Annotated in this window: 26 protein-coding genes and 1 pseudogene; 17 read left to right on the top strand and 10 right to left on the bottom strand. The window is 68.9% G+C overall.

From position 1 onward, the window contains the following. The first annotated feature begins 4 nt into the window (after nt 1-4). On the top strand, nt 5-2,236 hold the full coding sequence (gene katG / locus ACIRG5_RS26855; protein WP_402909241.1) for a catalase/peroxidase HPI: 2,232 nt from the start codon (nt 5-7) through the stop codon (nt 2,234-2,236). A 57-nt stretch (nt 2,237-2,293) separates the two neighbouring features. Beyond that, nucleotides 2,294-3,319, top strand: coding sequence for an amidohydrolase family protein (locus tag ACIRG5_RS26850; RefSeq protein WP_402909238.1), 1,026 nt, complete (start codon nt 2,294-2,296; stop codon nt 3,317-3,319). 229 nt (nt 3,320-3,548) lie between these two features. Here the strand turns inward: ACIRG5_RS26850 and ACIRG5_RS26845 are convergent, their stop codons facing one another. Continuing rightward, a complete protein-coding gene (locus ACIRG5_RS26845; protein ID WP_402909235.1) occupies nt 3,549-4,190 on the bottom strand; it encodes a DedA family protein in 642 nt (213 codons plus the stop codon). Between the two features lie 163 nt (nt 4,191-4,353). Between ACIRG5_RS26845 and ACIRG5_RS26840 the strand changes: the two genes are divergently transcribed. Both ACIRG5_RS26840 and ACIRG5_RS26835 read left to right on the top strand, forming a co-directional pair. Next, nucleotides 4,354-5,478 (top strand): sensor histidine kinase, encoded by a 1,125-nt coding sequence (locus ACIRG5_RS26840; RefSeq protein ID WP_402909233.1) that lies wholly within the window; start codon nt 4,354-4,356, stop codon nt 5,476-5,478. After that, nucleotides 5,469-6,113, top strand: coding sequence for a response regulator (locus ACIRG5_RS26835; RefSeq protein WP_402909230.1), 645 nt, complete (start codon nt 5,469-5,471; stop codon nt 6,111-6,113). Before ACIRG5_RS26840 ends, ACIRG5_RS26835 begins: the two co-directional genes overlap by 10 nt. A 151-nt stretch (nt 6,114-6,264) precedes the next feature. On the opposite strand, the gene ACIRG5_RS26830 is transcribed toward ACIRG5_RS26835, so the two are convergent. After that, the gene (locus ACIRG5_RS26830; protein ID WP_402909228.1) at nt 6,265-6,465 is read right to left on the bottom strand and encodes a hypothetical protein; all 201 of its coding nucleotides are present in this window, start codon (nt 6,463-6,465) and stop codon (nt 6,265-6,267) included. On the opposite strand from ACIRG5_RS26830, the pseudogene ACIRG5_RS26825 reads away from it, so the two are divergent. The 4 genes and pseudogenes from ACIRG5_RS26825 to ACIRG5_RS26810 all read left to right on the top strand — a co-directional run. Beyond that, nucleotides 6,459-6,587 (top strand): annotated as a pseudogene (locus tag ACIRG5_RS26825) (phosphotransferase); the annotation flags it as partial. The gene ACIRG5_RS26830 and the pseudogene ACIRG5_RS26825 overlap by 7 nt on opposite strands. A gap of 571 nt (nt 6,588-7,158) precedes the next feature. Then, a complete protein-coding gene (locus tag ACIRG5_RS26820; RefSeq protein ID WP_402909225.1) occupies nt 7,159-8,661 on the top strand; it encodes a beta-xylosidase in 1,503 nt (500 codons plus the stop codon). 86 nt (nt 8,662-8,747) lie between these two features. Then, a complete protein-coding gene (locus tag ACIRG5_RS26815) occupies nt 8,748-10,064 on the top strand; it encodes a hypothetical protein (protein ID WP_402909222.1) in 1,317 nt (438 codons plus the stop codon). A gap of 37 nt (nt 10,065-10,101) precedes the next feature. Continuing rightward, complete coding sequence (locus tag ACIRG5_RS26810) at nt 10,102-10,620, top strand: pyridoxamine 5'-phosphate oxidase family protein (protein ID WP_402909220.1); 519 nt, start codon at nt 10,102-10,104, stop codon at nt 10,618-10,620. On the opposite strand, the gene ACIRG5_RS26805 is transcribed toward ACIRG5_RS26810, so the two are convergent. Next, entirely contained in the window at nt 10,598-11,395 is a 798-nt protein-coding gene (locus tag ACIRG5_RS26805) for an NmrA family NAD(P)-binding protein (RefSeq protein WP_402909217.1), read from the bottom strand. The genes ACIRG5_RS26810 and ACIRG5_RS26805 overlap by 23 nt on opposite strands. Beyond that, nucleotides 11,383-11,772, bottom strand: coding sequence for a nuclear transport factor 2 family protein (locus ACIRG5_RS26800; protein WP_402909214.1), 390 nt, complete (start codon nt 11,770-11,772; stop codon nt 11,383-11,385). The genes ACIRG5_RS26805 and ACIRG5_RS26800 overlap by 13 nt, the downstream gene beginning before the upstream one ends. 95 nt (nt 11,773-11,867) lie before the next feature. Here ACIRG5_RS26800 and ACIRG5_RS26795 point away from each other — a divergent pair, with 95 nt between their 5' ends. After that, entirely contained in the window at nt 11,868-12,455 is a 588-nt protein-coding gene (locus ACIRG5_RS26795) for a TetR/AcrR family transcriptional regulator (protein ID WP_218164533.1), read from the top strand. Here the strand turns inward: ACIRG5_RS26795 and ACIRG5_RS26790 are convergent. Continuing rightward, a complete protein-coding gene (locus ACIRG5_RS26790; protein WP_402909210.1) occupies nt 12,446-13,495 on the bottom strand; it encodes an alkene reductase in 1,050 nt (349 codons plus the stop codon). The two genes, ACIRG5_RS26795 and ACIRG5_RS26790, sit on opposite strands and share 10 nt — an antisense overlap. 59 nt (nt 13,496-13,554) lie before the next feature. Here ACIRG5_RS26790 and ACIRG5_RS26785 point away from each other — a divergent pair, with 59 nt between their 5' ends. Then, nucleotides 13,555-13,926, top strand: a complete 372-nt coding sequence (locus ACIRG5_RS26785) for a MerR family transcriptional regulator (RefSeq protein WP_402909207.1) — start codon at nt 13,555-13,557, stop codon at nt 13,924-13,926. An 18-nt stretch (nt 13,927-13,944) separates the two neighbouring features. Here ACIRG5_RS26785 and ACIRG5_RS26780 read toward each other — a convergent pair whose 3' ends face one another. Continuing rightward, complete coding sequence (locus tag ACIRG5_RS26780) at nt 13,945-14,985, bottom strand: NAD(P)-dependent alcohol dehydrogenase (protein WP_402909205.1); 1,041 nt, start codon at nt 14,983-14,985, stop codon at nt 13,945-13,947. A 142-nt stretch (nt 14,986-15,127) separates the two neighbouring features. Here ACIRG5_RS26780 and ACIRG5_RS26775 point away from each other — a divergent pair, with 142 nt between their 5' ends. The 3 genes from ACIRG5_RS26775 to ACIRG5_RS26765 all read left to right on the top strand — a co-directional run bounded on the left by ACIRG5_RS26775 (nt 15,128) and on the right by ACIRG5_RS26765 (nt 16,913). Then, a complete protein-coding gene (locus tag ACIRG5_RS26775; RefSeq protein ID WP_402909203.1) occupies nt 15,128-16,006 on the top strand; it encodes a helix-turn-helix domain-containing protein in 879 nt (292 codons plus the stop codon). Continuing rightward, complete coding sequence (locus ACIRG5_RS26770; RefSeq protein ID WP_402909200.1) at nt 16,003-16,296, top strand: SelT/SelW/SelH family protein; 294 nt, start codon at nt 16,003-16,005, stop codon at nt 16,294-16,296. Before ACIRG5_RS26775 ends, ACIRG5_RS26770 begins: the two co-directional genes overlap by 4 nt. Before the next feature lie 95 nt (nt 16,297-16,391). Further along, a complete protein-coding gene (locus ACIRG5_RS26765) occupies nt 16,392-16,913 on the top strand; it encodes a hypothetical protein (protein ID WP_402909197.1) in 522 nt (173 codons plus the stop codon). On the opposite strand, the gene ACIRG5_RS26760 is transcribed toward ACIRG5_RS26765, so the two are convergent. From ACIRG5_RS26760 to ACIRG5_RS26745, 4 genes are read right to left on the bottom strand one after another with little or no spacing between them, the layout of a single operon-like run. Then, nucleotides 16,914-17,867: a glycine betaine ABC transporter substrate-binding protein gene (locus ACIRG5_RS26760; RefSeq protein WP_402909194.1), complete on the bottom strand. Its 954-nt coding sequence runs from the start codon at nt 17,865-17,867 to the stop codon at nt 16,914-16,916. After that, complete coding sequence (locus ACIRG5_RS26755) at nt 17,864-18,589, bottom strand: ABC transporter permease (protein WP_402909191.1); 726 nt, start codon at nt 18,587-18,589, stop codon at nt 17,864-17,866. Before ACIRG5_RS26755 ends, ACIRG5_RS26760 begins: the two co-directional genes overlap by 4 nt. After that, a complete protein-coding gene (locus tag ACIRG5_RS26750) occupies nt 18,586-19,698 on the bottom strand; it encodes an ABC transporter ATP-binding protein (RefSeq protein ID WP_402909188.1) in 1,113 nt (370 codons plus the stop codon). Before ACIRG5_RS26750 ends, ACIRG5_RS26755 begins: the two co-directional genes overlap by 4 nt. Next, nucleotides 19,691-20,338, bottom strand: coding sequence for an ABC transporter permease (locus ACIRG5_RS26745; RefSeq protein ID WP_402909185.1), 648 nt, complete (start codon nt 20,336-20,338; stop codon nt 19,691-19,693). Before ACIRG5_RS26745 ends, ACIRG5_RS26750 begins: the two co-directional genes overlap by 8 nt. A gap of 252 nt (nt 20,339-20,590) precedes the next feature. Between ACIRG5_RS26745 and ACIRG5_RS26740 the strand changes: the two genes are divergently transcribed. From ACIRG5_RS26740 to ACIRG5_RS26725, 4 genes are read left to right on the top strand one after another with little or no spacing between them, the layout of a single operon-like run. Next, nucleotides 20,591-24,454, top strand: coding sequence for an amino acid adenylation domain-containing protein (locus ACIRG5_RS26740; RefSeq protein WP_402909182.1), 3,864 nt, complete (start codon nt 20,591-20,593; stop codon nt 24,452-24,454). 10 nt (nt 24,455-24,464) lie between these two features. Next, on the top strand, nt 24,465-24,689 hold the full coding sequence (locus ACIRG5_RS26735) for a tautomerase family protein (protein ID WP_330270732.1): 225 nt from the start codon (nt 24,465-24,467) through the stop codon (nt 24,687-24,689). Nucleotides 24,690-24,696: 7 nt separating this feature from the next. Next, a complete protein-coding gene (locus tag ACIRG5_RS26730; protein ID WP_402909178.1) occupies nt 24,697-25,569 on the top strand; it encodes a pseudouridine-5'-phosphate glycosidase in 873 nt (290 codons plus the stop codon). Further along, nucleotides 25,566-26,228: an HAD family hydrolase gene (locus ACIRG5_RS26725; RefSeq protein ID WP_402909175.1), complete on the top strand. Its 663-nt coding sequence runs from the start codon at nt 25,566-25,568 to the stop codon at nt 26,226-26,228. The genes ACIRG5_RS26730 and ACIRG5_RS26725 overlap by 4 nt, the downstream gene beginning before the upstream one ends.

Genomic DNA, 26,228 nt, shown 5'->3' with positions numbered 1-26,228 from the left:
TCCCGTGTCCGACAGCACTGACGCCAAGCTGAGCGACCTGAACGAGGAGGAGGCCGGCGGCTGCCCTGTCGCGCACGGCCGGCGGAGCCATCCCACCGAGGGCGGCGGCAACCGCGACTGGTGGCCCAAGCAGCTCAACCTGCGAATCCTGCGCAAGCACCCCGTCCAGGCCAACCCGTTCGGCGGTGAGTTCGACTACGGCAAGGAGTTCCTGACCGTCGACCTCGACGAGCTGGCGCGCGACGTCGACGCCGTGCTGACCGAGTCGAAGGACTGGTGGCCCGCGGACTTCGGGCACTACGGCCCGTTCATGATCCGCATGGCGTGGCACAGCGCGGGCACCTACCGCACCCACGACGGCCGCGGTGGCGCCGGTGCGGGCATGCAGCGCTTCGCTCCGCTCAACAGCTGGCCGGACAACGGCAACCTGGACAAGGCCCGCCGTCTGCTGTGGCCGGTCAAGAAGAAGTGGGGCCGCAGGGTCTCCTGGGCCGACCTCATGGTCTTCACGGGCAACCGCGCGCTGGAGACCATGGGCTTCGAGACCTTCGGCTTCGCCGGTGGCCGCGCGGACGTGTGGGAGCCGGACGAGGACGTCTACTGGGGCCCGGAGACCGAGTGGCTCGGTGGCGACACCCGCTACAGCGGTGAGCGCGAGCTGGAGTCTCCGCTCGCGGCCGTCCAGATGGGCCTGATCTACGTCAACCCCGAGGGCCCCAACGGCAACCCGGACCCGCTGGCCTCGGCCCGCGACATCCGCGAGACGTTCGGCCGCATGGGCATGAACGACGAGGAGACCGTCGCGCTCATCGCGGGCGGCCACACCTTCGGCAAGGCGCACGGCGCGGGCGACCCGTCGCTGGTCGGCGCGGAGCCCGAGGGCTCGCTGATGGACGCGCAGGGCTTCGGCTGGATCAGCACGCACGGCACCGGCAAGGGCCGTGACGCCATCACCTCCGGCCTGGAGGTGACCTGGACGCAGCAGCCCACCAAGTGGACGAACCTGTTCTTCAAGAACCTCTTCGCGTTCGAGTGGGAGCTCACCAAGTCCCCCGCGGGCGCGCACCAGTGGAAGCCGAAGGACGGCGCGGGCGCCAACACGGTGCCCGACCCCGAGGACGGCACGCTCAACCGCACGCCGCAGATGCTCACGACGGACCTCGCGCTGCGCTTCGACCCGATCTACGAGCCGATCTCGCGCAGGTTCGCGGAGAGCCACGAGGCGTTCGCCGAGGCGTTCTCCCGCGCGTGGTTCAAGCTGACCCACCGCGACATGGGCCCGATCCAGCGCTACCTCGGCCCGCAGGTGCCGCAGGAGGAGCTGATCTGGCAGGACCGTCTGCCGGCCCGCGACTACGAGCTGATCGACGCCGCTGACGTGGCCTCGCTCAAGGCCAAGGTCCTCGAGACCGGTCTCACGATCTCGCAGCTGGTCAAGACCGCGTGGGCCTCGGCCTCGTCGTTCCGCCAGAGCGACAAGCGCGGCGGCGCCAACGGCGCCCGCATCCGCCTCGAACCGCAGCGCGGCTGGGAGGTCAACGAGCCCGACCAGCTCGCGCAGGTGCTGCGCACGCTGGAAGGCGTGCAGGAGGCGTTCAACAGCTCCGCGACCGGCGGCAAGAAGGTCTCGCTGGCCGACCTGATCGTCCTCGGCGGTGCCGCGGCGATCGAGCAGGCCGCCAAGGCCGCCGGCCACGAGGTCGAGGTGCCGTTCCTCGCGGGCCGCGTCGACGCCACCCAGGAGCAGACCGACGCCGAGTCGTTCGCGGTCCTGGAGCCGACCGTCGACGGTTTCCGCAACTACGGCGGCAAGGCCACCCCGCTGCCGTCGGAATACCTGCTGATCGACAGGGCCAACCTGCTCGGCCTCTCCGCCCCGGAGCTGACCGTGCTGGTCGGCGGCCTGCGCGTGCTGGGCGCCAACCACGGCGGTTCGACCGCGGGCGTGCTCACGGCCAAGCCGGAGACGCTGACCAACGACTTCTTCGTCAACCTGCTCGACATGGAGACGGAGTGGAAGTCGGTCAGCGACGACGAGGAGAACTTCGAGGGCCGCGACCGCGCCACCGGAGCCGTCCGCTGGACCGGCACCCGCAACGACCTGGTGTTCGGCTCGAACTCCGAACTGCGCGCCGTCGCCGAGGTCTACGCGAGTGACGACGCCTCCTCGAAGTTCGTCCAGGACTTCGTCGTCGCGTGGAACAAGGTCATGAACGCGGACCGCTACGACGTCTGATCCAGCCCCTCCCAGGTACCCCAGGCCACTCCCCCGGCCTGGGGTACCTTCGTCTTCATGGGGGTCACGATCTCGGGGACTGCTCTGCCTTCGCGCGCTCAGGTCTCGTTCGTCGTGGACGGAGACCGGCTGCGCACCACACCTTCGTCCACTGCGGACTCTCTGTGGTTGCTGCCGGGGCTGACCGACGTGCACTCGCACGCCGGCATGGAGAAGCCCGGCGACGACTACTCGCACTCGATGTTCCGCCGGCACATGCTCGCGCACCGCGCGGCCGGGGTGCTGACCGTGCGGTCGCCCGGCTCGCCAGATCCGCTGCCGGACCGGCCGGACGATCCCGATCTGCCTCGCCTGGTGCGCGGCGGCGCCTGGCTCGCCACGCCCGGACGGTTCTTCCCGTCCTACGGCAGGCGGGTATCCGAGGAGGAGCTGGTCGCCGCCGCGGTCGAAGAGGCCGCGGTGGGGTGGTGCAAGGTGATCGGCGACTGGATGCCGGACGATCCTCCTGTGCCGCTGGACCTTCTGACCGCTGTGGTCTCGGCCGTGCACGCCATCGGCGGACGCGTCGCCGTGCACTGCCAGACAGCCGAGGGGTGCCGCAACGCTGTGTTGGCCGGAGCGGACAGTCTCGAACACGGGATGCACCTCGATCATTCACTTCTTCCTCGGATGGCGGCTCAGGGAACTGCGCTGGTGCCGACCTTCTCGGCTTTCGCCAAGGCGGCGTCGGGCTTGCACGATGTTCCGGACCCGCGGTTGCGGGAGTGGCTGCTCAGCGGGTGGGAGCACGCGTTTCCCACCGTGCGGGAGGCGCACGAAGCCGGGGTGACCGTGCTGGCGGGAACCGACAACAAGCCCTGCGGCGAGGTGGCGGGTGAGATCTCGTGGCTGATCAAGGCCGGGATGCCGGTGGAGGCCGCCATCGGGGCCGGGTCGTGGACCGCGCGGGAGTGGCTGGGGCTGCCTGGGCTGGAGGACGGCGGGTTCGCCGACGTGGTGGCCTACGACGCGGACCCGGTCGAGGATCCGTCCGTGCTGACGCGTCCCAGCCTGATCGTGTTGCGCGGCAACGTCATCGCCTGACGCACGGCACCGCTCCGGACTCAGGCCGCGGCACGTCTCGACCGCACGGGCCGAGATGCCGGTCGAGAATCCGCAGGCGCTCACGCCACCCAGCCGAATCATGGTGCGGGACAACGCCACCGCTGACGCCTGACACCATGATCGAACTGACGACGCGGCGCGCAGCGATCGCACAAAGCCGAGAATGCCGGCACTGACGCGGGCGGCCGGATTGTGTTGCGCGGCAGCGTTAACGCTTCACTCGCGGTAAGACGGTCGTCGCCTCCGGGTCGCCCGAGGAGCGCTGGCGCAGGCGGGTGACTACGAAGAGCGTGACGGCGACGGCCACCGCGGCGATCACGAGCTTCTGGAAGATTCCCGCGTAGGACTCGACTCGGTGCCAGTTCTCGCCCAGCAGGTAGCCGGCTCCTACGAAGATGGTGTTCCAGATCAGGCTGCCCAGTGTGGTGAGTGCGAGGAACTTCGGGAAGTTCATGCGTTCCACGCCTGCGGGCAACGAGATGAAGCTGCGGAAGAGCGGGACCATTCGCCCCAAGAACACGGCCTTGGTGCCGTGGCGGGTGAACCAGGCTTCGGTTTTGTCGAAGTCCGACACGCGGACCAGCGGGATTCGGGCCACCAGTGCGCGGGTTCTGGTGCGGCCCAGGAGCATGCCCGCCAGGTAGACGATGACGGCTCCCGCCACCGAGCCGAGCGTGGTCCAGAACAGGGCCGCCGGCAGGCTGAACACGCCTTTGCTAGCGGAGAAGCCGGCCAGGGGCAGCACCAGTTCGCTCGGGATGGGCGGGAACAGGTTGTCGAGGCCCACGACCACGGCCGCGCCCACGCCTCCCAGTGACTCCATCAGCGAGACGGCCCATTCAGCCAGCATTGGATTTCCCTTCACACAAAGGCGATTCGGTCGAGGTCCACGTTAGGAATCGGAAAAGCGCGGGACCATGAGGTTGTCCGTCGGGAATCGTGGGGGAAACCGCAGGGCGATACTGCGGTAAACCGCAATGCCCGGGATCGGGCAGGCCAGTACGGTGGCGAATGTGCATCAGGAGGGGCAGCTCAGTGCGGGTTCGCAGGTGCGCGGCTGGTTCCGGATGCTCGCCGGGCTCACGATCGGTTCGGTGACGGGGCTGCTGGGTCTCGCCGCCGCGGCCGTCGACGTGGGAGTGGTCGGGCAGACCGAATACGAGTTGGGCCGGATCGCGCGGTTCGACCGGGCCGTGCACACGAACCCGCTGACGCGAAAGGGATGCCGTCGTTACCTCGCGGTGCGGTGGCTGGTCGGCGCGCTCGGCGCGGGCGTGATCTGGATGCTGGCGTTCTGGTACGCCGTCGCCATCTCGATGGTGACGGCGTGGCTCTTCGACGGCGACTGGAGCCTGATCGAGGACGGGGATCGCGTCACCCTCGAACTGATCGCGCTGGTGGCGATTCCGGGTGCGCTGGTCATCTTCGTGACCACGGCCGGGGTGGTCGGGGTGGCGGTGCTGGACCGCTGGCTCGCCACCGCGATGCTCGGGACGAGTCAGCAGACGCTGCTGCGGCAACGGGTCGCGGAGCTGACGAGCACGCGGGCCGAGGTGATCGAGGCGATCGACGACGAGCGCCGGCGCATTGAACGCGACCTGCACGACGGCGTTCAGCAGCGGCTCGTCGCACTCGGCATGCTGATCGGCAGGGCGCGGCGGGCCAAGGGTGAGGAGCAGTTGCAGGAGTTGTTGCAGCAGGCGCATCTCACAGCGGGCGAGGCCATCGACGAACTGCGCGAGGTCGCGACCCGCGTCTACCCCGCCGTGCTCGACGACTCGGGGCTGGACACGGCGCTCGAGGTGCTGGCGGAGCGGTCGAGCGTGCGCGTCGAGATCAGCAACGAGCTCAAGGCGTCGCCCGGCACGGCACTGGAGACGGTGATCTACTTCGTGGCGTCCGAAGCGGTCAACAACGCGGCCAAGCACGCCGATCCGACGGTCGTGGAGATCTCCGTCTGGCCGGCGCCCGGCGACATCACGGTGATGGTGTGGGACGACGGCTTCGGAGGCGCGGATCCCACCGGCACCGGGCTGTCCGGGCTGGCCAGGAGGGTCAAGGCGGTGGACGGGACGTTCGAGGTGACCAGTCCTGAAGGCGGTCCCACCATGATCTACGCGAGGTTGCCGTGCGAGTGATCCTGGCCGAGGACTCGACACTGCTGCGCGAGGGCCTGATCCGGTTGCTCGCCGAGGAGGGGCACGACGTCGTGGCCGCCGTCGGCACCGCGCCGGAACTGATCAAGGCGACCGAGGAACACCGGCCGGACATCGTGGTCACCGACGTCCGGATGCCGCCGGACCACAAGGACGACGGCATGCGTGCCGCGCTGGAGATTCGCGAGCGGTGGCCGGAGGTCAGCGTCCTGGTGCTGTCCCAGTACGTCGAGAACCGCTACGCCACCGAGCTGATCACCAGCACCGGCGGCAAGGTCGGCTACCTGCTCAAGGACCGCGTGGCGCAGGTGGACGAGTTCCTGGAGGCGCTGGACAGGGTCGCGGCGGGCGGCGCGGCGTTCGACCCGGAGGTCGTGCGCAGGCTGCTGACCAGGACCACCCACGTCGACCCGCTCGAAACGCTGACGGCGAGGGAGAAGGACGTCCTCGAACTGATGGCCCAAGGCCTCACGAACGCCCGCATCTCCACCCAGTTGCACATCTCGCAGAGCGCCGCGGAGAAGCACATCAACGCCATCTTCGACAAGCTCGGCCTCTCCGGCTCGTCCGGCGTGAGCCGCCGCGTGATGGCCGTCGTCCGCTACCTGGGCAGCTGATGACGATCGAGGACTTGCTCAGGACGCCGGGCGCGGCACGGGCGCGCGGCACGTTCAACGATGCCGTTGTGGTGCGGGGGAAGTAGGTCGCCCGATTCCCTCGCAGAGACCTCGTGGACGTGAGGCGTCGCGCGCGGGCACTCCGCTGGATCTAGCGCCTGGACCTGCCGTTCGCCGTGCCGGAGGTCGTCGAGGACCGGCTGGCCTGCCACTCGGCCAGGCTCACGCCGTCCTCTCCTATTTGCCCGGCGGGCCCGCGAGCGACGAGGCCGTCCGCGAGGTGCTGGACGCGCTCGCCGCAGTGGAACCGGACGCCGAACTCGGCGCGCTGCTTGATGAACCGCCCTGGCACCGCTGAACCTGCGCCGGCACAACGGAAAGATCAGCGGAGTCATCGACTGGGACTTCGCCTGCGCCGGAGACCCGGCCCTCGAAGCGGCGGCGTTCGCCCTCTACGGCTGGCCACTGGTCAAGCGGGTCCGGCCCGGCCTTTACGAACGGGCGCGCACGCACGCCACGATGTTCCCGCTGACCGGCGCGGTGTCCGCGCTCCAGCAGGGCGGCGACCCGGCGAAGTTCCTCGTCTGGTTCCGCCGCCGCTGCGCGGTCCGCGAACACCCACCGGCCGGCTGAGGTGAAGGCAGGCTCTCCGCCGACGACACGGGTGTGCTCACCGTCACAGACATGAAGCGCACGGTCACCAGCTCCGAGGCGTTCGCCGGGTTCTACGAGGCCGGCGACAGGCTCGACGACCTCCCGCCGACCCCGGGTTCGTCCTGCTCAGCGCTGCCGCGGCAGCCTGGCCCGGCTCGGCTGCCATCGGTCGTGCAGACCCCGGAGACCTGGTGCCACCACGCACGTCTCGGCCACAAGGCCGGGCTAACACCTGTGCGTCTCCGTTGGCGCTTTGAACCGCCGGAATTGTGCTCTTGGGCAGCGGAATCGCGCTTCTCACGGCGGCGAGAAAGGCTAATCGAGAGGGCATGAATCGGTTTGCGCCAACGCACTTCACCCGTACGGAGGACCTGATCACTATGATGGGTGAGTGCCCCTGAGTCGTCGACCTCTCGCGTTACTCGCTGCGCTCGCGCTGGTCAGTGCGGTTACAGCGTGCACCAACGCGGCGGTCGGCGACCCGGTCGGAGCACCGTCTGAGCAGGACAAGCCCACTTCGTCGAAGAAGCCGACACAGGCGCCGCCTCCCAGGGACAACCTCAAGCTCACCGTGGACAACGGCCGCCAGAGCGGTGGCACGGTGATCGCCGGGGCCGGGGACGCGCCCTACAACTACGCGCCCGCCGTGATGCTCGAAAGCGGCAAGGTGCGCGCGTGGTGGTGCAGCCAGCTGAGCGCGGCACCGCCCGGTGGCGACGACATTCTCTACAGCGAGGGCTCGTCCGTCGGTGGACCGTTCTCGACGGCGGCACCGGTGTTCTCGGGCAGCGGCGGCAGCTTCGACGCGATGCACACCTGCGACCCGTCGCTGATCAAGATCGGCGGCGTCTACTACATGTATTACACGGGCGCCTCGCGGGACAACCACGCGAACGGCAGCTCGGCGGGTGTCGCGTCCAGCAAGGACGGCATCACCTGGACGCGCGAGAACGGCGGCCAGCCGATCCTCGGCCCGGCCGGGGACAACATCCGCGAGAACACCTACGGCGCGGGCCAGCAGTCGGCGATCTACCTCGACGGCTGGGTGTACCTGATGTTCACCGACACCACCGGCCTCGCCTCGCACCAGAACGGCGCGGGCCAGTACGTGCTGCGTTCGAAGGACCCGACGTTCGCCAAGGGCGTCGAGGCGCTCGGCCAGCAGGGCTTCAAGCCGGTGACGTCGAACAACGGGCCGCGCACCCGGTCCGTGGTCGAGGCGTTCAGCGCGGACTGGATGTGGATCGACGCGGTGTCGTCGTTCGCCATCGCCCACGAGACCGACAACGGCACCACCATCACGTTCTGGAACAGGGACTTCACCCGGCACCCGTTCGAACCGGTGCTGATCCCCGGCCCGTGGAAGGAAGGCCCCGGCCTCCTGCGCACGCCCGAGGGCCACGCGCCGATCAACGCCAAGGACCCGTGCGGCCGAGTCGCGATCGACGTGCTGCGCGGCACCGTCGACGGTCCGGCGGGACCGACGAACATCTCCCACTTCGGCATCGACGTGAAGGGCACCAGGGGATGCGCCACCGCCGCTGAGGCGAGGGTCCTCAACGGCTTCGCGGTGCCGTCCCCGGAACGCACGCTCGACGTCGTCGCGGGCGGCAACCTGATGCGGTTCGAACGCCGCTCGGTGGCCGAGAAGTTCTCCCGCGGCGTGCTCGGCACCCGTCCGCGGGGCGTCGAGTCGTTCAACCTCACGGCCAAGGTCCCGGCCGGCGCGCCCGCGGTGAGCAACCCGGACGGCGCGGTCGGGCTGCTGCTCGACGGCAAGCTGTGGGTGGTCGGCTCGACCGAACTCGCGACGCTGAACTCGTCCCAGATCAGCACGGTGTCCGCCGAGCAGTGGGCGGCGTACGAGCGCCTGCCGGACCTCGTCCGGCCCTGACCGGCTACGTTCTCCCCTTGGTGGCGCTACGCGGAACGTTGCCGGGCCACGCCACCAGCTTCGAATCGGACACGGGGGACCGACTGGTGGCATTGACGGCGCAACGGCCCAGGGCGCTCGCGGACAGCGTGCTGCCGCTGCCGGACGAGCCGCGGCACGAACTGGCGTGGCTGGGTCTCCTGGGCGGGTTCGTCGCCGCGATGGCGTTCCTGCTTCTCATCCCGGCCGGCTGGTCACGGCTCGACCACCTGTGGGCCGAGGACGGCGCCCGGTTCATGGTCGACGCCGTGCGCTCGCCCGTGCTGTCGAACCTGACCGACCCGTACGGCGGCTACCTGCACATGCTGCCGCGCCTGGTCGCCCAGCTCGTCGCGTTGCTGCCGCTGGAGTGGGCGGCCGCGGGGTTCGCGGTCTGCGCAGCGATTCTGCGGGCGCTCATCGCGTTGATCACGTTCGCGGCCTCGAAGGCGTACCTGAAATCGACACCGATGCGGTTCGCGCTGGCCGCGCTCGTCATCGTGTTGCCGGCGGGCAACTCCGAGACGTTGAACAACATGGCGAACCTGCACTGGTTCCTGCTCTACGGCGCCTTCTGGGCGTTGTTGTGGCGTAACGCCCCACGCGTGCCGATCGCGCTGTTCGTGGTCCTCGCCGCCCTGACGAGCCCGCTGGTGTTCATCCTGGCGCCGATCGCGATCCTGCGGCTCTTCCAGCCGCGCAGGGAGGTGCCGATCGCGTTCCTCACCGGGCTGGTCGTGCAGGGGCTGACGATGCTGTTCGCGTCGCGCACGCCGTACTCGCACGACGCGGTCGACCCGGTTCAGGTGCTGCTGGCGAGCCTGCTGCGGGTGCCCGTGGTGGCGTTCACGGGATCCGAGCGGGTCGTCGAGCTCTACCCGGCGATGGGCAACCTGCTGATCCTCGGCTCGCTGCTGGCCGCCGCCGTGCCGATCGCGGCGGGCCTGCGGTTCGGTGACCGGGCCGGACGGACGCTCGCGCTGGTCGCCAGTGCCTACAGCGTGATCCTCATCGTGGCGTGCCTGGTGCTGAACTGGACGCAGGTCCTGCAGGTGCAGGCCGAGGACGTGGTGATGGCCGCGCAGCGCTACAGCATCGCTCCGTGCCTGTTCCTGTTCACCGCGATCTTCGTGGGCCTCGACGCGACGCCGGCGAAGACCTGGGAACGCGCGGTGGTCGCCGGAAGCCGCTACCTGATCGGATTCCTCGTGGTGGTCAGCGTCTTCGCCTACCTGCGGGAGCCGAAGACCGTGCTCACGGGCGTCGCGTGGGACGAGAGCCTCGCGAACGCCCGTGCGGCCTGCGCAGCGGGAGCGACGGAGGCACGGCTGGAGCACGCGCCTGACGACTGGTTCTTCATCGTTCCGTGCGAATCGGTGCGCTGACTCGTCGAAAACACGGATCCTCGTTCGACGTGGTTGCATGACGAACTCGACGATCGAAACCCGCAACCTCGACCGCTACGGCAACGCCGCTCTGCCGTGGAGCCAGGCGCAGGACCTGCTCGCCACCGAGTCCGCGGCGAAGGACGTGCCGTTCTTCCTGAACACCGTGCGACCGGACGGCAGGCCGCATTCGGTCGGCATAGGCGCGATCTGGTTCGAGGACGCGCTGTACTTCGTGAGCGGGCTCGACACCCGCAAGTCGCGCAACCTCGCGGAGAACCCGGCCTGCACGATCTCGGTGCGGCTGAACGGAATGGACCTCGTGCTGGAGGGCGACGCGCACCTGGTCGGCGACGAGTCCACTTTGGACAGGGTCGCCGCGAGGTACCGCGAGTCGGGCTGGCCCGCGCAACGCGAGGGCGCGGCGTTCACCGCGCCCTTCATGGCGCCGAGCGGAGGCGCGGGGCCCTGGTACGTCTACCGGATCACGTTGCACGGCGCGCACGCCGTGGCCACCGCGGGTCCGGGTGGCGCTACTCGCTGGACGTTCGCCTGACGAAGTCGCGGAACGACCGGGCGGGCCTGCCCGTCACGTCCTCGACGGTCGTGGTGACCCGATCCTCCGCTCCACCGCGGATGTCCTCGTCGAGCGCGGCGAGGAGGGCGGCGAACTCCTTCGGCAACACCGACGCGATCCGTTCGGTCATCTCCTCTGTGCCGACCGAACGGTGCCGCACGGGCTTTCCGGTCACCTCGGTGATGATCGCGGCAGCATCGGCGTAGCTGAGCGCCTCGGGACCCGTGATCAGGTGCTCGGTGTTGTGCGGCAACGGATCCGTCAACGCCCGCGCGGCCACCGCGGCGATGTCGGCGGCGTCGATGAACCCGACCCTGCCGTCCCCGGTGGCGGTGACGATCTCACCGGACCGGACGCCCTGGGCGACGAGGTGGTCGCCGGTGAAGTTCTGCATGAACCACGACGGCCGCAGCACCGCCCATTCCGGCATGGCGCGCACGAGTGCTGGGAGAGCGCCCATCCCCGTGGCGCTCTCCGGCACCGCGGACGAACTCAGCAGTACCACTCGCCGCACGAGCCGCGCTCGAGTGAGCAGCGACTCGACCACCGGCGCGGGGTCGACGACGCCGACCGGGGGGATCAGGTAAAGACGATCTATCCCCTCCAGTGCACCTTCAAACGTCGCCGGCACGTCCCAGTCGAACCGGACCTGGCCGGGCCGCACCGGTTTCCTGGTGCCGACGTGAGCATCGGGCAGCAACGAGGCGAGGCGGCTGCCGGTCGTGCCGGTGCCGCCGATGATCAGTGCGACCACGCCAGGTCCTGCACCATCAGCGGGTTCCAGTAATCGCGGTAGCTCACGATCTCGCCGTCGCGGGTCGTGACCACGACGATGTAGGCGGCCCGGTACGGCTCTCCGGTCTCGACCACCACGCCCTCGGCCTCGAACTCGGCGATGACGACGTCCGGGTCGGTGCTCTGGTGCACGACCTGCCTCGGGAAGCTCCGGATGTCGAGCATCTTCGGGTAGTCGCGCACGTAGTCCTCGACCGCCGCGCGGCCCTCCAGCCTGGTCGGCCAGCCGGGCGGGGCGAACGGGAACTCCGCCACGCCGTCCTCGGCCCACAGGCCGGCGAACCCGATCATGTCCTTGTCCAGCAGCAACTGCAGTGCCCTCGGGATGAGGTCCATCGATTTTCCTCCGAACGAAATGGACGAGACGGTTCCGTCCCGTCCGCAACACTAGGTGGAACGGGACCGTCTCGTCCAGTCCTATGATGTGCGCCATGACCAAGCGCACCCCCACCGGAGCAGCCGTCCTGCAGCCCCAGGTGACGCAGGCGATCACCGACGCCGTGTTCGACGAGCTCGCCCTGCACGGCTACGGCCGGCTGTCGATGGAGGCGGTGGCCAAGCGCGCGGAGGTCGGCAAGAGCGCGCTGTACCGGCGGTGGCCGTCCAAACAGGACATGGTGGTCGCGGCCCTGTCGGAGTTCTCCGTGCCACTGGCCGAGGTTCCGGACACCGGGTCGTTGCGCGGTGACCTGCTGGCCACGGTCACAGCCGTGCACGACTGGCTGACGCACCCCCGGTTCGCCACGATCCTGCCCGACCTCACCGCCGAGGCCGTGCGCACTCCGGCGTTGTCCGACGCGATCGCGGCGACGATCGGCGAACCCCGGCGCGCGCTCGGCGCCGTGACGCTGCGGCGGGCGATCGACAGGGGCGAACTACCAGCGGATCTGGACTTCGAGATCGCCCTGGACCTGGTCGCGGCCCCGGTCTACTGGCGGCTGTCGGTCCGGCGGGCCGAGGTCGAGCCCGACTACCTCGAACGGCTCGTCGACCACCTGCTGCGCGCTCTTCAGTGCTGATGGCTGGGGTAGTCGACGTAGCCGGTGGGCGCCTGGAACCAGGTCTCCTGGTCGGAACTGGCGAGCGGCAGGCCCTGACGGAACCGTTCGACGAGGTCGGGGTTGCCGATGTAGGCGCGGCCGTAGCTGATCAGGTCGGCGCCGTTGGCGAGCCAGCGCTCCCCCTGCTCCTGCGTGCTCTCGTTCGGGCCGATCTGGCCGCCGGGGTTGAGGATGAACGCGCTCGGCCACGCCTTGCGCAACTCCATCAGCCGCTCGTCGTCCACGGTCGCGAGCACGTGGATGTAGGCCATGTCCGGCAACGCTTTCAGCAGCTCGCCGTAGAGCACGGGCACGTTCTCCTCGACGATGCCCTGGATCTCGCCGCCCGGTGAGAGCCGGATGCCGACGCGGTCCGCTCCGATGGCGTCCACGGCCGCTTCGACGGCTTCCACGGCGAACCGGATGCGGCCGCTGATCGAACCGCCGTAGCCGTCGGTGCGCTCGTTCGCGCTGGAGGACAGGAACTGCTGGATCAGGTACCCGTTCGCGCCGTGCAGCTCGACCCCGTCGAACCCGGCGTCGACGGCCTTGCGGGCCGCGTCCCCGAACGCCTGGACCTGGTCGGCGACCTCGGCAGCCGACAACGCCCGCGGCACCGGTGCGGGCTTCATGCCGGTCGGGGTGAACACGTCGGTGCCGGCCGCGATCGCCGACGGACCGACGGGGTGGTGCCCGGCGACCTCGGCGTGACCGATGCGGCCGCCGTGCATGAGCTGGGCGAAGATCCGGCCGCCGTTCGCGTGCACGGCGTCGGTGACCACGCGCCAGGCCGCGACCTGCTCGTCGGTGTGGACGCCGGGCATGAACGGACCGGCCTGGCCGACCGCGTTCGGGTGCACGCCCTCGGTGACGATGAGCCCCGCGGTGGCACGTTGGGCGTAGTAGGTGGCCGTGGCCTCGGTCGGTTTGCCGTCAACGGCCCGTGCGCGGGTCATCGGCGCCATGACGAGGCGGTTCGGCAGGGTCAGGTTTCCGAGTTCGTAGCTCGTGAGCAGCATGAGAGCTAAGGTAGAAACCTGACGTTGACGTCAGAGGTAGCTTTTGTGGCGGAGGTCTCATGCGGATCGGCGAGCTGGCGGAACGCACGGGCGTGAGCGTGCGCGCGTTGCGCTACTACGAAGAGCAGGGCCTTCTCGCGTCCGAACGCAGCGGGAGCGGGCAACGGCGTTACGTCGAGAAGGCCGTCGGCCGGGTCAAGCTGATCCAGCAGCTCTACGCCGCCGGGATCTCCAGCACGTCGATCCTGGAGATGCTGCCGTGCGTGGTGACGGGGGTGGCGGCACCGGAGGTCCTGGCGAAGCTGCGCGGGCACCGCTCGTCGGTGGTGAAGCAGATCGAAGAGCTGCAGGAGACCCTCCTGCAGCTCGACACGGTGATCGCGGGCGCCACGATGGCCTACGCGACCGGGGTGCCGTGCCCGCCCAGCTGAGCGGGCACGACGCAGTCCTCAGATCGTGGCGGTGTCGATCACGAACCGGTACCGCACGTCGCTCGACTGCACCCGCTCGTAGGCCGTGTTGATCTCGTCGGCGTTGATCAGCTCGATCTCGGCGCCCAGGCCGTGCTCGGCGCAGAAGTCCAGCATCTCCTGGGTCTCCGCGATGCCGCCGATCATCGACCCGGCGAGCGTCTTGCGGCCGCCGAGCAGCCCGAACAGGTTGATCGAGACGGGCTCCTCCGGCGCGCCGACGTTCACCAGGGCGCCATCGGTCTTGAGCAGCCCGAGGTAGGCGGTGAAGTCGAGCGGCGCGGACACCGTCGAGACGATCACGTCGAACTTGCCGGCCAGCTCGGTGAACGTGGCCGGGTCGCTGGTGGCGCGGTAGTCCTGGGCGCCGAGCTTGAGCCCGTCGTCCTTCTTGCGCAGCGACTGCGACAGCACGGTGACCTCGGCGCCGAGCGCGGCCGCGATCTTGACGCCCATGTGGCCGAGCCCGCCCAGGCCGACGACGGCGACCTTCTTGCCCGGTGCGACACCCCAGTGCTTGAGCGGCGAGTAGAGCGTGATGCCCGCGCACAGCAGCGGCGCGGCCACGTCGAGCGGGAGCGCGTCCGGGATGCGCACGACGTAGTTCTCGTCGACCACGATCTGCTGCGAGTAGCCGCCGTAGGTGACGTCGCCGCGGCGGTCGATGCCGTTGTAGGTCATGGTGTTGCCGTTCGCGCAGTACTGCTCCAGCCCGCGCAGGCAGAACTCGCACTCACGGCACGAGTCGACCATGCAGCCGACGCCGACCCGGTCGCCGACGGCGTGGCGGGTGACCTCGGAGCCGACCTCGACGACCACGCCGGCGATCTCGTGTCCGGGGACCATCGGGAAGATGCCCTGGCCCCAGCCCTCGTCGACCTGGTGGATGTCGGAGTGGCAGATGCCGGCGAACTTGATGTCGATCAGGACGTCGTGCGCGCCGACCGCGCGACGTTCGATGGTGGTGCGCTCCAGCGGTGCCTTGGGTGCGGGAGCGGCGTAGGCAGCGACGGTGCTCATCAGTTTTCTCCTCGTTGTCGTGTCGATGACGACACTGCCGGGGTTCCGAGGAGCTGCCCAGACACCTGGTTTTCGTACGTCTGCCGTGCCTACCACCAGCAGTAGCAGGCACGGTTTGCCCAGGCCGGGGATACTCGGGTGCATGGACGTGGACCCGCGCACCGAGCTGAGCGAGTTCCTGCGCAGCCGCCGGGCGCGGCTGTCCCCCGACGACGTAGGGCTGCCCCGTTACGGCCGCACCCGCCGTGTGCCGGGCCTGCGCCGTGAGGAACTGGCGCAGCTCGCGGGCGTCTCCGTGGCGTACTACACACGGCTTGAGCAGGGCAACGGCCGCAACGTCTCGGACGAGGTGCTGGACTCGATCGCCCGTGCGCTGCAGCTCAACGATGCCGAACACACGCACCTGCGCAACCTCGCCGCCTGCCCGTACGACAACAAGAAGCAGAAGAAGGTGGGGCGCAGCAACGTCCGCCCGGCGCTGAAGCACCTGCTCGACAACATCAGCGTGCCCGCGTACATCGGCGGACGGCGCTGCGAGGTGCTCGCGTGGAACCCGATGGCGGCGGCGTTGTTCGGCGACTGGGGCGAGCTGGAGCCGCGCGACCGCAACTGGGCGCGGTTCATCTTCCTCCGGCCCTCCTACCAGGAGCTCTTCGTCAACTGGGAGAGCAAGGCCTCCGACGTCGTGGCGTTCCTGCGGATGGACGCGGGCTGCTTCCCGAACGACCCCGAGCTGACCGCCCTGATCGGCGAGCTGTCGGTGAAGAGCGAGCTGTTCCGGCAGCTCTGGGCGAGGCACGACGTCAAGGAGAAGTCCTTCGGCACCAAGGCGATCCGCCACCCGCTCGTCGGCGAGATGACGCTGTCGTACGAGACGCTGCGGATGCCCAGCGAGCCCGACCTCTTCCTGACGACCTACCACGCGGAGCCGAGCACGCCGTCCGCCGAGGCGCTGCAGCTGCTGGCCAGCTGGGGCAGGGACGCGACCCGCTCCGGGGAGTCTGTTAAGAATCGGACATGAGGACACCGCGTCTGGAGATCGAGTACTGCACCCAGTGCCGGTGGCTGCTGCGCGCCGGGTGGACCGCGCAGGAGCTGCTGACCACGTTCACCGCGGAACTGGGTGAGGTCGCGCTGATCCCCGGCACCGGCGGCGTGTTCGACGTGCGGCTCGACGGCGAGACCCTGTGGTCGCGCAAGGAGCAGGAAGGCTTCCCGGACCTCCCCGTGCTCAAGCAACTCGTGCGCGACCGGGTGGCGCCGGAACGCTCGCTGGGCCACACCGATCGCAAGAACCCAGCCGACGCCTGAGTCCGCGGTCGCTCTGGAACTGCCGCAGCGGCAACGTTTCCCGGCCTTCCGCGAATTCCCTGCGGCCTGGCCTCACGGCTCGTATGGTGGCTGCCGTGCATCCGAACCAGGGTTGGCAGGCGCAGCAGCCGCAGGGACACGGTCCGGGTTACGGCCCTGCGCCCGGCTGGGGTCAGCCGCTGCGGCCGAGCGTCACGCCGGCGTTCCTCGCGGGTGGACTGTGGCTGGTCGTCGCGGTGCTGTGCTTCGTGCTGGCAGGGCTGAACTCCGCCGACGGCAAGGGCATCCGGCAGACCCCGGAGGCCGCCGTCGCGTTGCTGGGACTGGCGTTCGGGCGCGGCTTCATCGCCAACGGCGACCCGGCGATCGTCGCCACCTACGTCGCGGGCGGTGTGGTGCTGCTGCTCGCCGCGCTGGTGATCGCCCGGCTCGGGTTCGCGCGCTGGGTCCTCGCCGGACTCGGGTTCCTCGTGGTCGCCTACTACGTCTTCGCCGTCGTGCGGCTGACCATCGACCACGGCGGCACGCTGATCATCGTGCCGGGCATCGCGCTGATGCTGTGGCTGGCCGCGGCGATGGTGTCCGTGCTGCCTCCGGTCGGACGGGCGATGCGCTGATCAGTCCGTCCTGATGAACCCCTTCGACACCATCCAGTCGCGCGCCACCTCGCCCGCGTCCCTGCCCTCCACGTCGACCTGACGGCACAGCTCGATCATCTGGTCGTTGGTCAGCGCGGCGCTCACCCTCTCCAGCGGGCCGCGGATCTGCGGGTACCGCGCGAGGAACTCGGCGCGCACGGTCGGCGCGACGTTGTACTGCGGGAAGGCCTTCTTGTCGTCCTCCAGCACGCGGAGCTTCTGCGCGGCGATGCGGCCGTCGGTCGTGAACACCTCGCCGACCGGGCAGGTGCCGCCCGCGACCGCCGAGTAGATCGTGCCGATGCCGAAGTTCTTCACCTCGGTCGTCGGGAACCCGTAGGTGCGTTGTGCGGCGGGAAAACCGTCCTGGCGGCTGGTGAACTCGGTCTCCAGGCAGAACACCGCCTGGTCCGGGTTCTGGGTGAGGAACGCCGCCAGGTCGGAGGTGGTCTTGAGGCCGTGCTGCTCGCCGTAGGCCTCGGTGACGGCGAACGCGTACTGGTCGTTGAGCGGTGAGTAGGCGAGCCACTCGACGCCGTACTTCTCCAGGTCGGCCTTCTTCGTCGCGTCGTACTGCGCCTGTTCGCCGCCGGGCACTGGGAGTTCATTGCCCTGGTAGTTGATCCAGCCGGTGCCGGTGTACTCCCAGGTGACGTCGACCTCGCCGTTGAGCAGCGCCTGCCGGGCGGTCTGCGAGCCCTTCAGGTCGGTCAGGTCGACGACGTCGGCGCTGGCCGCGGACAACGCCATCTCGGCCAGGTAGCCGAGCAGGATGTTCTCGGTGAAGTCCTTGGACCCCACGGTGATCTCGACGCCCTGGAGCGACTGGTCCGGCTGGATCGAGCCCGGCAACACCTTGTAGGGCAACGCGCTGTTGACGTCCAGGCCGCAGCCGGCCAGACACAGCGCCAGAACGAGCAGAACCCTCTTCACCTGACCCCCTTGGGGCCGAACCGCTGCTCGATCACCGCGCCGGCCCAGTCGACCAGCAGCGCGAGCCCCGCCGCCAGCGCCGAGCCGGTCACCAGGACCTTCATCAGGTTCAGCTTGTAGCCGGTGTCGATCAGCAACCCGAACCCGCCGGCGTTGACGAACAGGCCGAACGTCGCCGTGCCGACCGCGAGCACCAGCGCGGTGCGCAGGCCGGCCAGGATCAGCGGAACGGCCAGCGGGAGCTCGACCCGCCACAACACGCTCGACGCCGACATTCCGACACCGCGGCCTGCGTCCACAAGAGACGGATCGACCTGCTGGATGCCGACGATCGTGTTGCGCAGCACGGGAAGCAGTGAATAGAACGCGAGTGGCAGCGCGGCCACCCACAGTCCGCCGGAAGCACCGGTGACCAGGAACCACAGCACCAGCACGCCCAGCGCGGGCGCGGCCTGGCCGACGTTCGCGACCGCCAGGAACACCGGGGTGAGCCAGCGCGCCCACGGCCTGGTCGCGACGATGCCCGCCGGCACCGCGACCACCACCACGATCGCGGTCACCACGACCGTCATCGCCAGATGGTCGCGCAACGCGGTCAGCAACGACGTCGCGTTCAACGTGCCCTTCTCGGTCGCCGTCAGTTCGCCGAAGAACACCCACGCCAGCACACCGCCGACGATCAGCAGCACCGCGGCCGGTTGGATCCAGAAGCGGGCCGTCACGCGTTCGCCCGCAGCTGCTGGACGACCTCAGTGACGGTCGCGAGGTCGATCGTGCCGACGTACTCGCCGCGGCCACCGGTGACGACCGCGCGGCCGCCCTCGGTGATCATCGCTTCCAGCGCGTCCCGCAGCGTCGACTGCAACGACACCAGGTCCTGCACCGGCTGGCCGATGCGGGCGAGCGACGTCGCGCGCTTCAGCTCGGTCGCGCGCACCCACCGCACCGGCCGGTCACGCTGGTCGAGCACCAACACGAACTTCGCGTCACCGAACTCCACAGTGGACGGATCGGCGTCCGCGCGCGCCGTGACGGTCTGGCCCAGTTCGACGTCGCGAACCCTCATGAGTGTCAACGCCTTGAGCGACGCACCGGCACCGACGAACCCTGCCACCGTGTCGTCCGCCGGGTTGGCCAGGATCGCGTCAGGGGTGTCGTACTGCAGGATCGTGGACCGGTCGCCCAGCACGGCGATCTTGTCGCCGAGCTTCACGGCCTCGTCGAAGTCGTGCGTGACGAACACGATCGTCTTGCGGAGCTCGCTCTGCAGCCGCAGCAACTCGTCCTGCAGGTGCCCGCGCGTGATCGGGTCGACCGCGCCGAACGGCTCGTCCATCAGCAGCACCGGCGGATCGGCGGCCAATGCGCGGGCGACGCCGACCCGTTGCTGCTGGCCGCCGGAGAGCTGACGGGGGAAGCGATCGGAGAACTCGCCGGGATCGAGCCCGACGAGGTCCATCATCTCCTCGACGCGGTCCGCGATCTTCTTCTTGTCCCAGCCGAGCAGTCCCGGCACGATCCCGATGCTCTGCGCCACCGTGAAGTGCGGGAAGAGCCCCGCCTGCTGGATCGCGTAGCCGACGCGCCGACGCAGGTCGTCGGGGTCGATCCTGAGCGCGTCCTCGCCGCCGATCGTGATCGTGCCGGACGTCGGCTCGATCAACCGGTTGATCATCCGCATGGTCGTGGTCTTGCCGCAGCCGGACGGCCCGACGAACACCACGATCTGCCCGGCGGGCACGACCATCGAGAAGTCGTCGACCGCGGCCGCCTTCTGCCCCGGATACCGCTTGGTGACGTGGTCGAGCCGGATCTCGATGCCTTCAGCCACGGACGCCCCTCGACACGGTGAAACGGTTGACCAGCACGTACACGCCGTCGAGCAGCAGGGCGAGGATCACCACGCCGATCGTTCCGGTGAGGGCCTGGTTCATCGAGTTCGCACTGCCCGCGTTCGCGAGCCCGGAGAACACCTCAGACCCCAGACCCGGCCCTTTCGCATAGGCCGCGATCACGGCGATCCCCATCAGCATCTGCGTGGCGACCCGCATTCCCGCGAGAATCGCGGGCCACGCCAAACGCAACTCGACGCGCGCGAGTACCCCGATTCTGCTCATCCCAATCCCTCTTGCGGCATCGCTCACAGCCGGATCCACACCGGCCAGTCCGACGACGGTGTTGCGCACGATCGGGAGCAACGCGTAAAGCACCAGAGCGACCACCGTCGTGTTCGCGCCCAGCCCGAACACCGGAATCAGCAACGCCAGCAACGCGAACGACGGAATGGTCAGAAGCGTGCTCGCCAACGCCGTGGCCAGCGCGGATCCGGCCGGACTGCGGTAGACCGCAACCCCGATCAGCACTCCGAGCAGCGTCGCCAGAACCGTGCACTGCACAACGGCACTGACGTGCAGAAACGCTTGCAAAGACAGCCGATCCCAGCGATCGGCTACGTACTCGAGCACATTCATCCTCGTGGCCCCGCCCTCGAAGTTGGCGTCAACCCAACACCATTGTGGACAGTGAAGCAACCATTCGCGACCGAACCATCGTCTCAGGTGGTGGAATTCCGCCGACGTTCAAGGCGGTTCTGGTAGACCTCTGCGGCTGGTCACCAGGCAGATCGCTCCAGTGGGTTTCGAGCCGTTACTCATACGTTCTTCAACTAACCAAGAACGCGCTCGCACCACTCTTGCCTGTCGACCGCTTGGGGGATTTCTGAGATGTCGCACGAAGCTGAAGTGGACGGCGGCTGCCTCCCGGACCTGCTGCGCAAGCAGGTGGAGGAACACCCCGATCGCACAGCCGTCGTCTTCGGCGAACAAAGCATCACCTACGGCGAACTCTTCGAGCAGAGTTCCGCGCTCGCCACGCATCTGCGCCGCCTCGGCATCAGCGAGGACGACTGCGTCGGCATGTTCGTCGAACCCTCGCTCGACCTCGTGGTCGGCGCCTGGGGAATCCTCTGCGGCGGGGGCGCCTATCTGCCGTTGAGCCCGGAATACCCGGAGGAGCGGCTCCGGTACATGATCGAGGACTCGCGCACGAAGGTCGTCGTGACGCAGCCCGCGCTGAAGCAACGCCTGGCCGAACTCGCCCCCAGCACAACGAGAATCGTCACGCTCGACGACTGCGACGAGGCGTTCGACGACGGCTTCTCCCCCGCGCACAACAGCCTCGCGTACATCATCTACACCTCGGGCAGCACCGGCCGGCCCAAGGGCGTGATGATCGAGCACCGCAGCATCGTCAACCAGATGCTGTGGCTGCACGACACCCACGCCATCGACGGCACGAAGCGCGTGGTGCAGAAGACGCCGATGAGCTTCGACGCGGCGCAGTGGGAGATCCTGGCCCCCGCGGTCGGCAGCACCGTGGTGATGGGCCGTCCCGGCATCTACCGCGACCCCGAGATGCTGATCGAGACCATGCGCGAGCACGGCGTCACCACCCTGCAGTGCGTGCCGACGCTGTTGCAGGCGTTGATCGACACCGAGGAGTTCCACACCGTCACGTCGCTGAAGCAGGTCTTCAGCGGTGGCGAGGCGTTGTCCCGCACGCTCGCCCAGGCGTTCGTCGCGGACATGCCGAACGTCGCGCTCATCAACCTCTACGGCCCGACGGAGACGACGATCAACTCGTCGTCGCACGTGGTCGATCCCGCCGAACTCGCCGAGGCACCGAAGTCCATCTCGATCGGCCTGCCCGTCGCGAACACGACGTACCTCGTGCTCAACGACAACCGCGACATGGTCACGCCGGGCGAGATCGGCGAGCTCTACATCGGTGGCGTCCAGGTCGCCCGCGGCTACCTGCACCAGCCGGAGCTGACCGAGGAACGGTTCGTGGACGGCATGTTCCGCACCGGCGACCTCGTGACGCAGAACCTCGACGGCACCGTGCAGTTCGCCGGACGCGCGGACAGCCAGGTCAAACTGCGCGGCTACCGGGTCGAACTGGACGAGATCCGGCTCGCGATCGAGACGCACGACTGGGTGCGCAACGCCGCGGTGATCGTCAAGGAGGACGAGCGCACGGGGTTCCAGAACCTGATCGCGTGCGTGGAGCTGAACCCCAAGGAAGCCGCCCTGATGGACCAGGGCAACTCCGGCTCGCACCACCAGTCGAAGTCCAGCCGCCTGCAGGTCCGCGCGCAGCTGTCGAACCCCGGCGTGCGCGACGACCTCAGCGAGCGGCAGAGCTTCGAACTGCCCGGCGAGGAGGCGAGCTGCCTGCAGCGCAAGGTCGTCTTCTCCCGCAAGTCCTACCGCTTCTACGAGGGCGGCCAGGTCACCGACGCCGACCTGCGGCGGTTGCTGGAACGCAAGCCGATCGGCGCGGGCTCCAAGGACCCGAAGGCGATCCACTTCGCGGAACTGGGCGAGATCCTGCGCTACTTCGGCGCGCACTTCAGCGACCAGCGGCTGCTGCCGAAGTACGGCTACGCGTCACCGGGCTCGCTCTACGCGACCCAGCTCCACCTGGAACTGCACCACATCGCGGGCCTGCCGAGCGGGTTGTACTACTACCACCCGCTGCGCCACCAGCTCGTGCTGATCTCGTCGCTGCCGGAAAGCTATGAGGCGCAGGCGAAACTGCACTTCATCGGACGCAAGGCAGCGATCGAGGCGGTGTACCTCAACAACATCCAGGAGGTCCTGGAGATCGAGACCGGCCACATGGTCGGGCTCTTCGAGGAGGTCCTGCCCGGCTACGGACTCGACATCACGGCCGCCGCGCACACCCCGGAGACCAAGGGACTGCTGGACGTCGCCGACGAGGACTACTACCTCGGCACGTTCGAACTGTGCGCCTACACCGGCATCCGCGAGGACGAGGTCGACGTCTACGTCCAGACGCATCCCGGCCGCGTCACGAACCTGCCCGGCGGCCAGTACCGGTACGCCGACGGCGAGTTCGAGCGCGTGTCCGACGACCTGGTGCTGCGCAAGCACGTCATCGCCATCAACCAGGCGGTGTACGAGCGCGCGAGCTTCGGCATCAGCGCCATCGGCCGTTCCACGGAGCTGTGGCGGCGCTACATCGACCTCGGCCGGACGATGCACCGCCTGTCCGCCAACGATGTCGACCTCGGCTTCATGTCGTCGGGCTACAGCTCGAAGACGAACAACGACCTCCCGTCGGCCAAGCGCATCTGCGACGTCCTGAAGGCCGCCGGCCGGCAGGACGGGCCGTCGTACTTCTTCCTGGGCGGCAAGGTCTCCTACGACCAGCGCCGCAGCCCCGGCATGAAGGAGGACGTCGTCCACATGAAGGGCCCGGCCGAGTTGATCCGGGACGACCTGGTCAACTTCCTGCCGGACTACATGATCCCGAACAAGGTCGTGGTGCTGGACGCGTTGCCGGTCACCGCCAACGGCAAGATCGACGTCAAGGCCCTGGAGAAGTCGGACAAGACCAACGTCGACGACCAGGACCGGCCGTTCGTCGCGCCGCGCACCATCACCGAGCGCCGCATCAGCGAGATGTGGAAGAAGCTGATGAAGCGCGAGACCGTCTCGACGCACGACGACTTCTTCGAGACCGGCGGCAACTCGTTGATCGCGGTGGGCCTGGTCAACCGCATCAACAAGGACTTCGGCACCAGCCTGCCGTTGCAGGTGCTCTTCGAGTCGCCGACCATCGAGCAGCTCTCCCGGCGGGTCGACGGACTGCACGAGGGGCCGATCTCGCGGCTGGTTCCGTTGCAGCCGGGCGGGGACGCGGTGCCGGTGTTCTGCTGGCCAGGCCTGGGCGGCTACCCGATGAACCTGCGCACGCTCGCAAGTCGTTCGGAGCGCCCGTTCTACGGCGTGCAGGCGCACGGCATCAACGAGGGCGAGACGCCGTACCGCACGATCCGCGAGATGGCCGCGGCCGACATCGAGGCCATCAAGGAGGTTCAGCCGGAGGGCCCGTACACGTTGTGGGGCTACTCCTTCGGCGCGCGGGTCGCGTTCGAGACGGCCTACCAGCTGGAGCAGGCGGGCGAGGAGATCGCGAACCTGTACCTGATCGCGCCGGGGTCGCCGAAGGTGCGCTCGGAGCGGGACAGCGACGAGGCCTCCTACGACAACAGCGCGTTCGTGACGATCCTGTTCTCGGTCTTCGCGGGCAGCATCACCGACGCGCGGCTGGACCGGTGCCTGGAGGTCGCGAAGGACGACGACAGCTTCGCGGCTTTCATCAGCGGCGAGTTCCGCGACCTCGACAGCGAGCTCGTGCGGCGGATCATCAGGATCGTCACCGAGACGTTCTCCTTCAAGTACACCTTCAGCGAGCTGGCCGAGCGCACGATCACCGCGCCGCTCACGATCTTCAAGGCGCGGGGCGACGACTACTCGTTCATCGAGGGCAGCGAGGGCTTCTCGGTCACCGACCCGGTGATCGTCGAGCTGGAGGCCGACCACTACAGCCTGCTGCGCGAGCCCGACATCGACGAGTTGCTGGCGTCGATGGAGCAGAACGCCACCGTGCGCGAGGAGATCGCGGCGGTGCCGGTGCTGCTGTCCGACGAGCAGATGGCCGAACTGATCGCGGCCGTCACCAAGGCGGTCACCCTCGCCATCGCGGGAGGTCAGTCGTGAGGAGGTCGCAGTGCCGCACGTGAACATCAAGCACTTCCCTGCACCGCTCAACGAGGAGCAGACGTCCGAGCTGGTCTCGGCCATCACCGAGGCGGTGACACGGGCGTTCGGCTGCGACGAGGGCGTCGTGTCGATCGCCGTGGAACCGGTCGACCCGCAGGCGTGGCAGGACCAGGTCTACGCGCCGGAGATCTTGGAACGCAAGGAGTTCCTGCGCAAGACCCCGAGCTACTGAGGTGCCGATGAACATTCCCCTGGTGTACGGCGAGGAAGTGGCCGAGGCGATCACGGCGGGGCAACCCGTCGTGGCACTGGAGTCGGGCGTGCTCAGGTCCGGCCCGGACAGCGCCGAGACCGCGCGCCTGGTCGAGGACGCGGTGCGGGCGAGCGGGTCGGTGCCCGCCACGATCGGCATCGACAAGGGCCGGATCCTCGTCGGCCTCTCGGAGACCGACATCGAGCGATTCGCTTCCACACCAGGTGTTCCGCGGGTCGGCAGCCGGGATCTTCCGGTCGTGCTGGCCCGCGGGACGATGGGCGCGACGACCGTCACGTCCTCCTTGATCGCGGCCGAGCTGGCGGGACTGAAGTTCCTGTCCGCGGCCGCGATCGGCGGTGTGCACCGCGACGCGCGCCGCGTCTCGCCGGATCTCGTCCAGTTCACCCGCTCGAAGGTCGCGGTGGTCTGTGCGGGCGCCAGGAGCACCCTCGACCTCGGCCTCACCCTGGAGTTCCTGGAGACGCACGGCGTTCCGGTCGTCGCCTACCGGTCGGACGACTTCCCCGCGTTCTACTGCGTGTCCAGCGGACTGCGCGCGCCGCACCGCCTCGACGACCCGGCCATGCTCGCCCGGGCGATCGAGAGCCACTGGGCGCTCGGCAACCCTGGCTCGTTCCTCGTCACCACACCGACCAAGCCCGCGGACGCCATCGACAGCGCCGAGATCGAGTCCGTGATCACATCCGTGCTCGCCGCGGGAACGAAGTACCTCGAGCGTGCCGTCGACCGCGCGACGGAGGGGCGTTCCGCGAAGGCGACGATGGCGGTGCTGATCAACACCGCCGAGGTCGCCGGGGAGCTCGCCGCCGCCCACGCGAAGGAGTTCTCCTCGTGAACCGTTGCGCGATCTTCGATCTGGACGGCACGCTGGTCGACTCCCCGCGCGGGATCGTCACGACGTTCGCCGCGGTGTTCGCCCAGCTTGATCTGCCCACAGTGGACTCTCCGACCATTCGCGGCACGATCGGGCTGCCGCTGCCCTCGGCGTTCGCGAAGGTGCTCGGGCTGCCAGAGGACGAACCGGTGGTCGCCCGGTGCGTCGAGGTCTACCAGTCGACGTTCCGCAAGATCGTGCTGCCGATGGCGACGCAGCTGGTGTTCCCCGGTGTGTACGACGGGCTGCAGGCGTTGCGGGAGGACGGTTTCCGGCTCGCCGTCGCGACGAGCAAGTTCATCGTGAACGCCGAGGCGTTGCTCACCGCGGCCGGTCTGCGCGAGGAGTTCTCCGTCGTCGTCGGCGCGGACCAGGTCTCCAAACCCAAGCCCGACCCGGAGTCCGGCCTCCTCGTGCTGCGCAAGCTCGGCGTGGCACCGGCGAACGCGGTCATGGTCGGCGACACCACCCACGACATCCACATGGCGCACGGTGCCGGGATGTCGTCCGTCGGCGTGACCTACGGCGTGCACAGCGTCGACCAGCTGCTCAGCGCGAACCCGACCTGGCTGGTCGACTCGTTCGCCGGAGTCGTGGCAGCGGTGCGCGAGTGCACGTGA

Source organism: Lentzea sp. NPDC102401, assembly GCF_044765805.1.
Classification (GTDB): domain Bacteria; phylum Actinomycetota; class Actinomycetes; order Mycobacteriales; family Pseudonocardiaceae; genus Lentzea; species Lentzea sokolovensis.
Note: the sequence above shows the minus strand (reverse complement) of the source record. Positions and strands in the feature narration are given on the sequence as shown.

Bases quoted from the DNA above. Each gene is read 5' to 3' on its own strand.
- ACIRG5_RS26850 (WP_402909238.1), top strand. From the start codon at position 2,294: ATGGGGGTCACGATCTCGGGGACTGCTCTGCCTTCGCGCGCTCAGGTC.
- ACIRG5_RS26845 (WP_402909235.1), bottom strand. From the start codon at position 4,190: ATGCTGGCTGAATGGGCCGTCTCGCTGATGGAGTCACTGGGAGGCGTG.
- ACIRG5_RS26810 (WP_402909220.1), top strand. From the start codon at position 10,102: ATGACGAACTCGACGATCGAAACCCGCAACCTCGACCGCTACGGCAAC.
- ACIRG5_RS26800 (WP_402909214.1), bottom strand. From the start codon at position 11,772: ATGGACCTCATCCCGAGGGCACTGCAGTTGCTGCTGGACAAGGACATG.
- ACIRG5_RS26795 (WP_218164533.1), top strand. From the start codon at position 11,868: ATGACCAAGCGCACCCCCACCGGAGCAGCCGTCCTGCAGCCCCAGGTG.
- ACIRG5_RS26790 (WP_402909210.1), bottom strand. From the start codon at position 13,495: ATGCTGCTCACGAGCTACGAACTCGGAAACCTGACCCTGCCGAACCGC.
- ACIRG5_RS26785 (WP_402909207.1), top strand. From the start codon at position 13,555: ATGCGGATCGGCGAGCTGGCGGAACGCACGGGCGTGAGCGTGCGCGCG.
- ACIRG5_RS26780 (WP_402909205.1), bottom strand. From the start codon at position 14,985: ATGAGCACCGTCGCTGCCTACGCCGCTCCCGCACCCAAGGCACCGCTG.
- ACIRG5_RS26775 (WP_402909203.1), top strand. From the start codon at position 15,128: ATGGACGTGGACCCGCGCACCGAGCTGAGCGAGTTCCTGCGCAGCCGC.
- ACIRG5_RS26770 (WP_402909200.1), top strand. From the start codon at position 16,003: ATGAGGACACCGCGTCTGGAGATCGAGTACTGCACCCAGTGCCGGTGG.
- ACIRG5_RS26745 (WP_402909185.1), bottom strand. From the start codon at position 20,338: ATGAATGTGCTCGAGTACGTAGCCGATCGCTGGGATCGGCTGTCTTTG.
- ACIRG5_RS26740 (WP_402909182.1), top strand. From the start codon at position 20,591: ATGTCGCACGAAGCTGAAGTGGACGGCGGCTGCCTCCCGGACCTGCTG.
- ACIRG5_RS26730 (WP_402909178.1), top strand. From the start codon at position 24,697: ATGAACATTCCCCTGGTGTACGGCGAGGAAGTGGCCGAGGCGATCACG.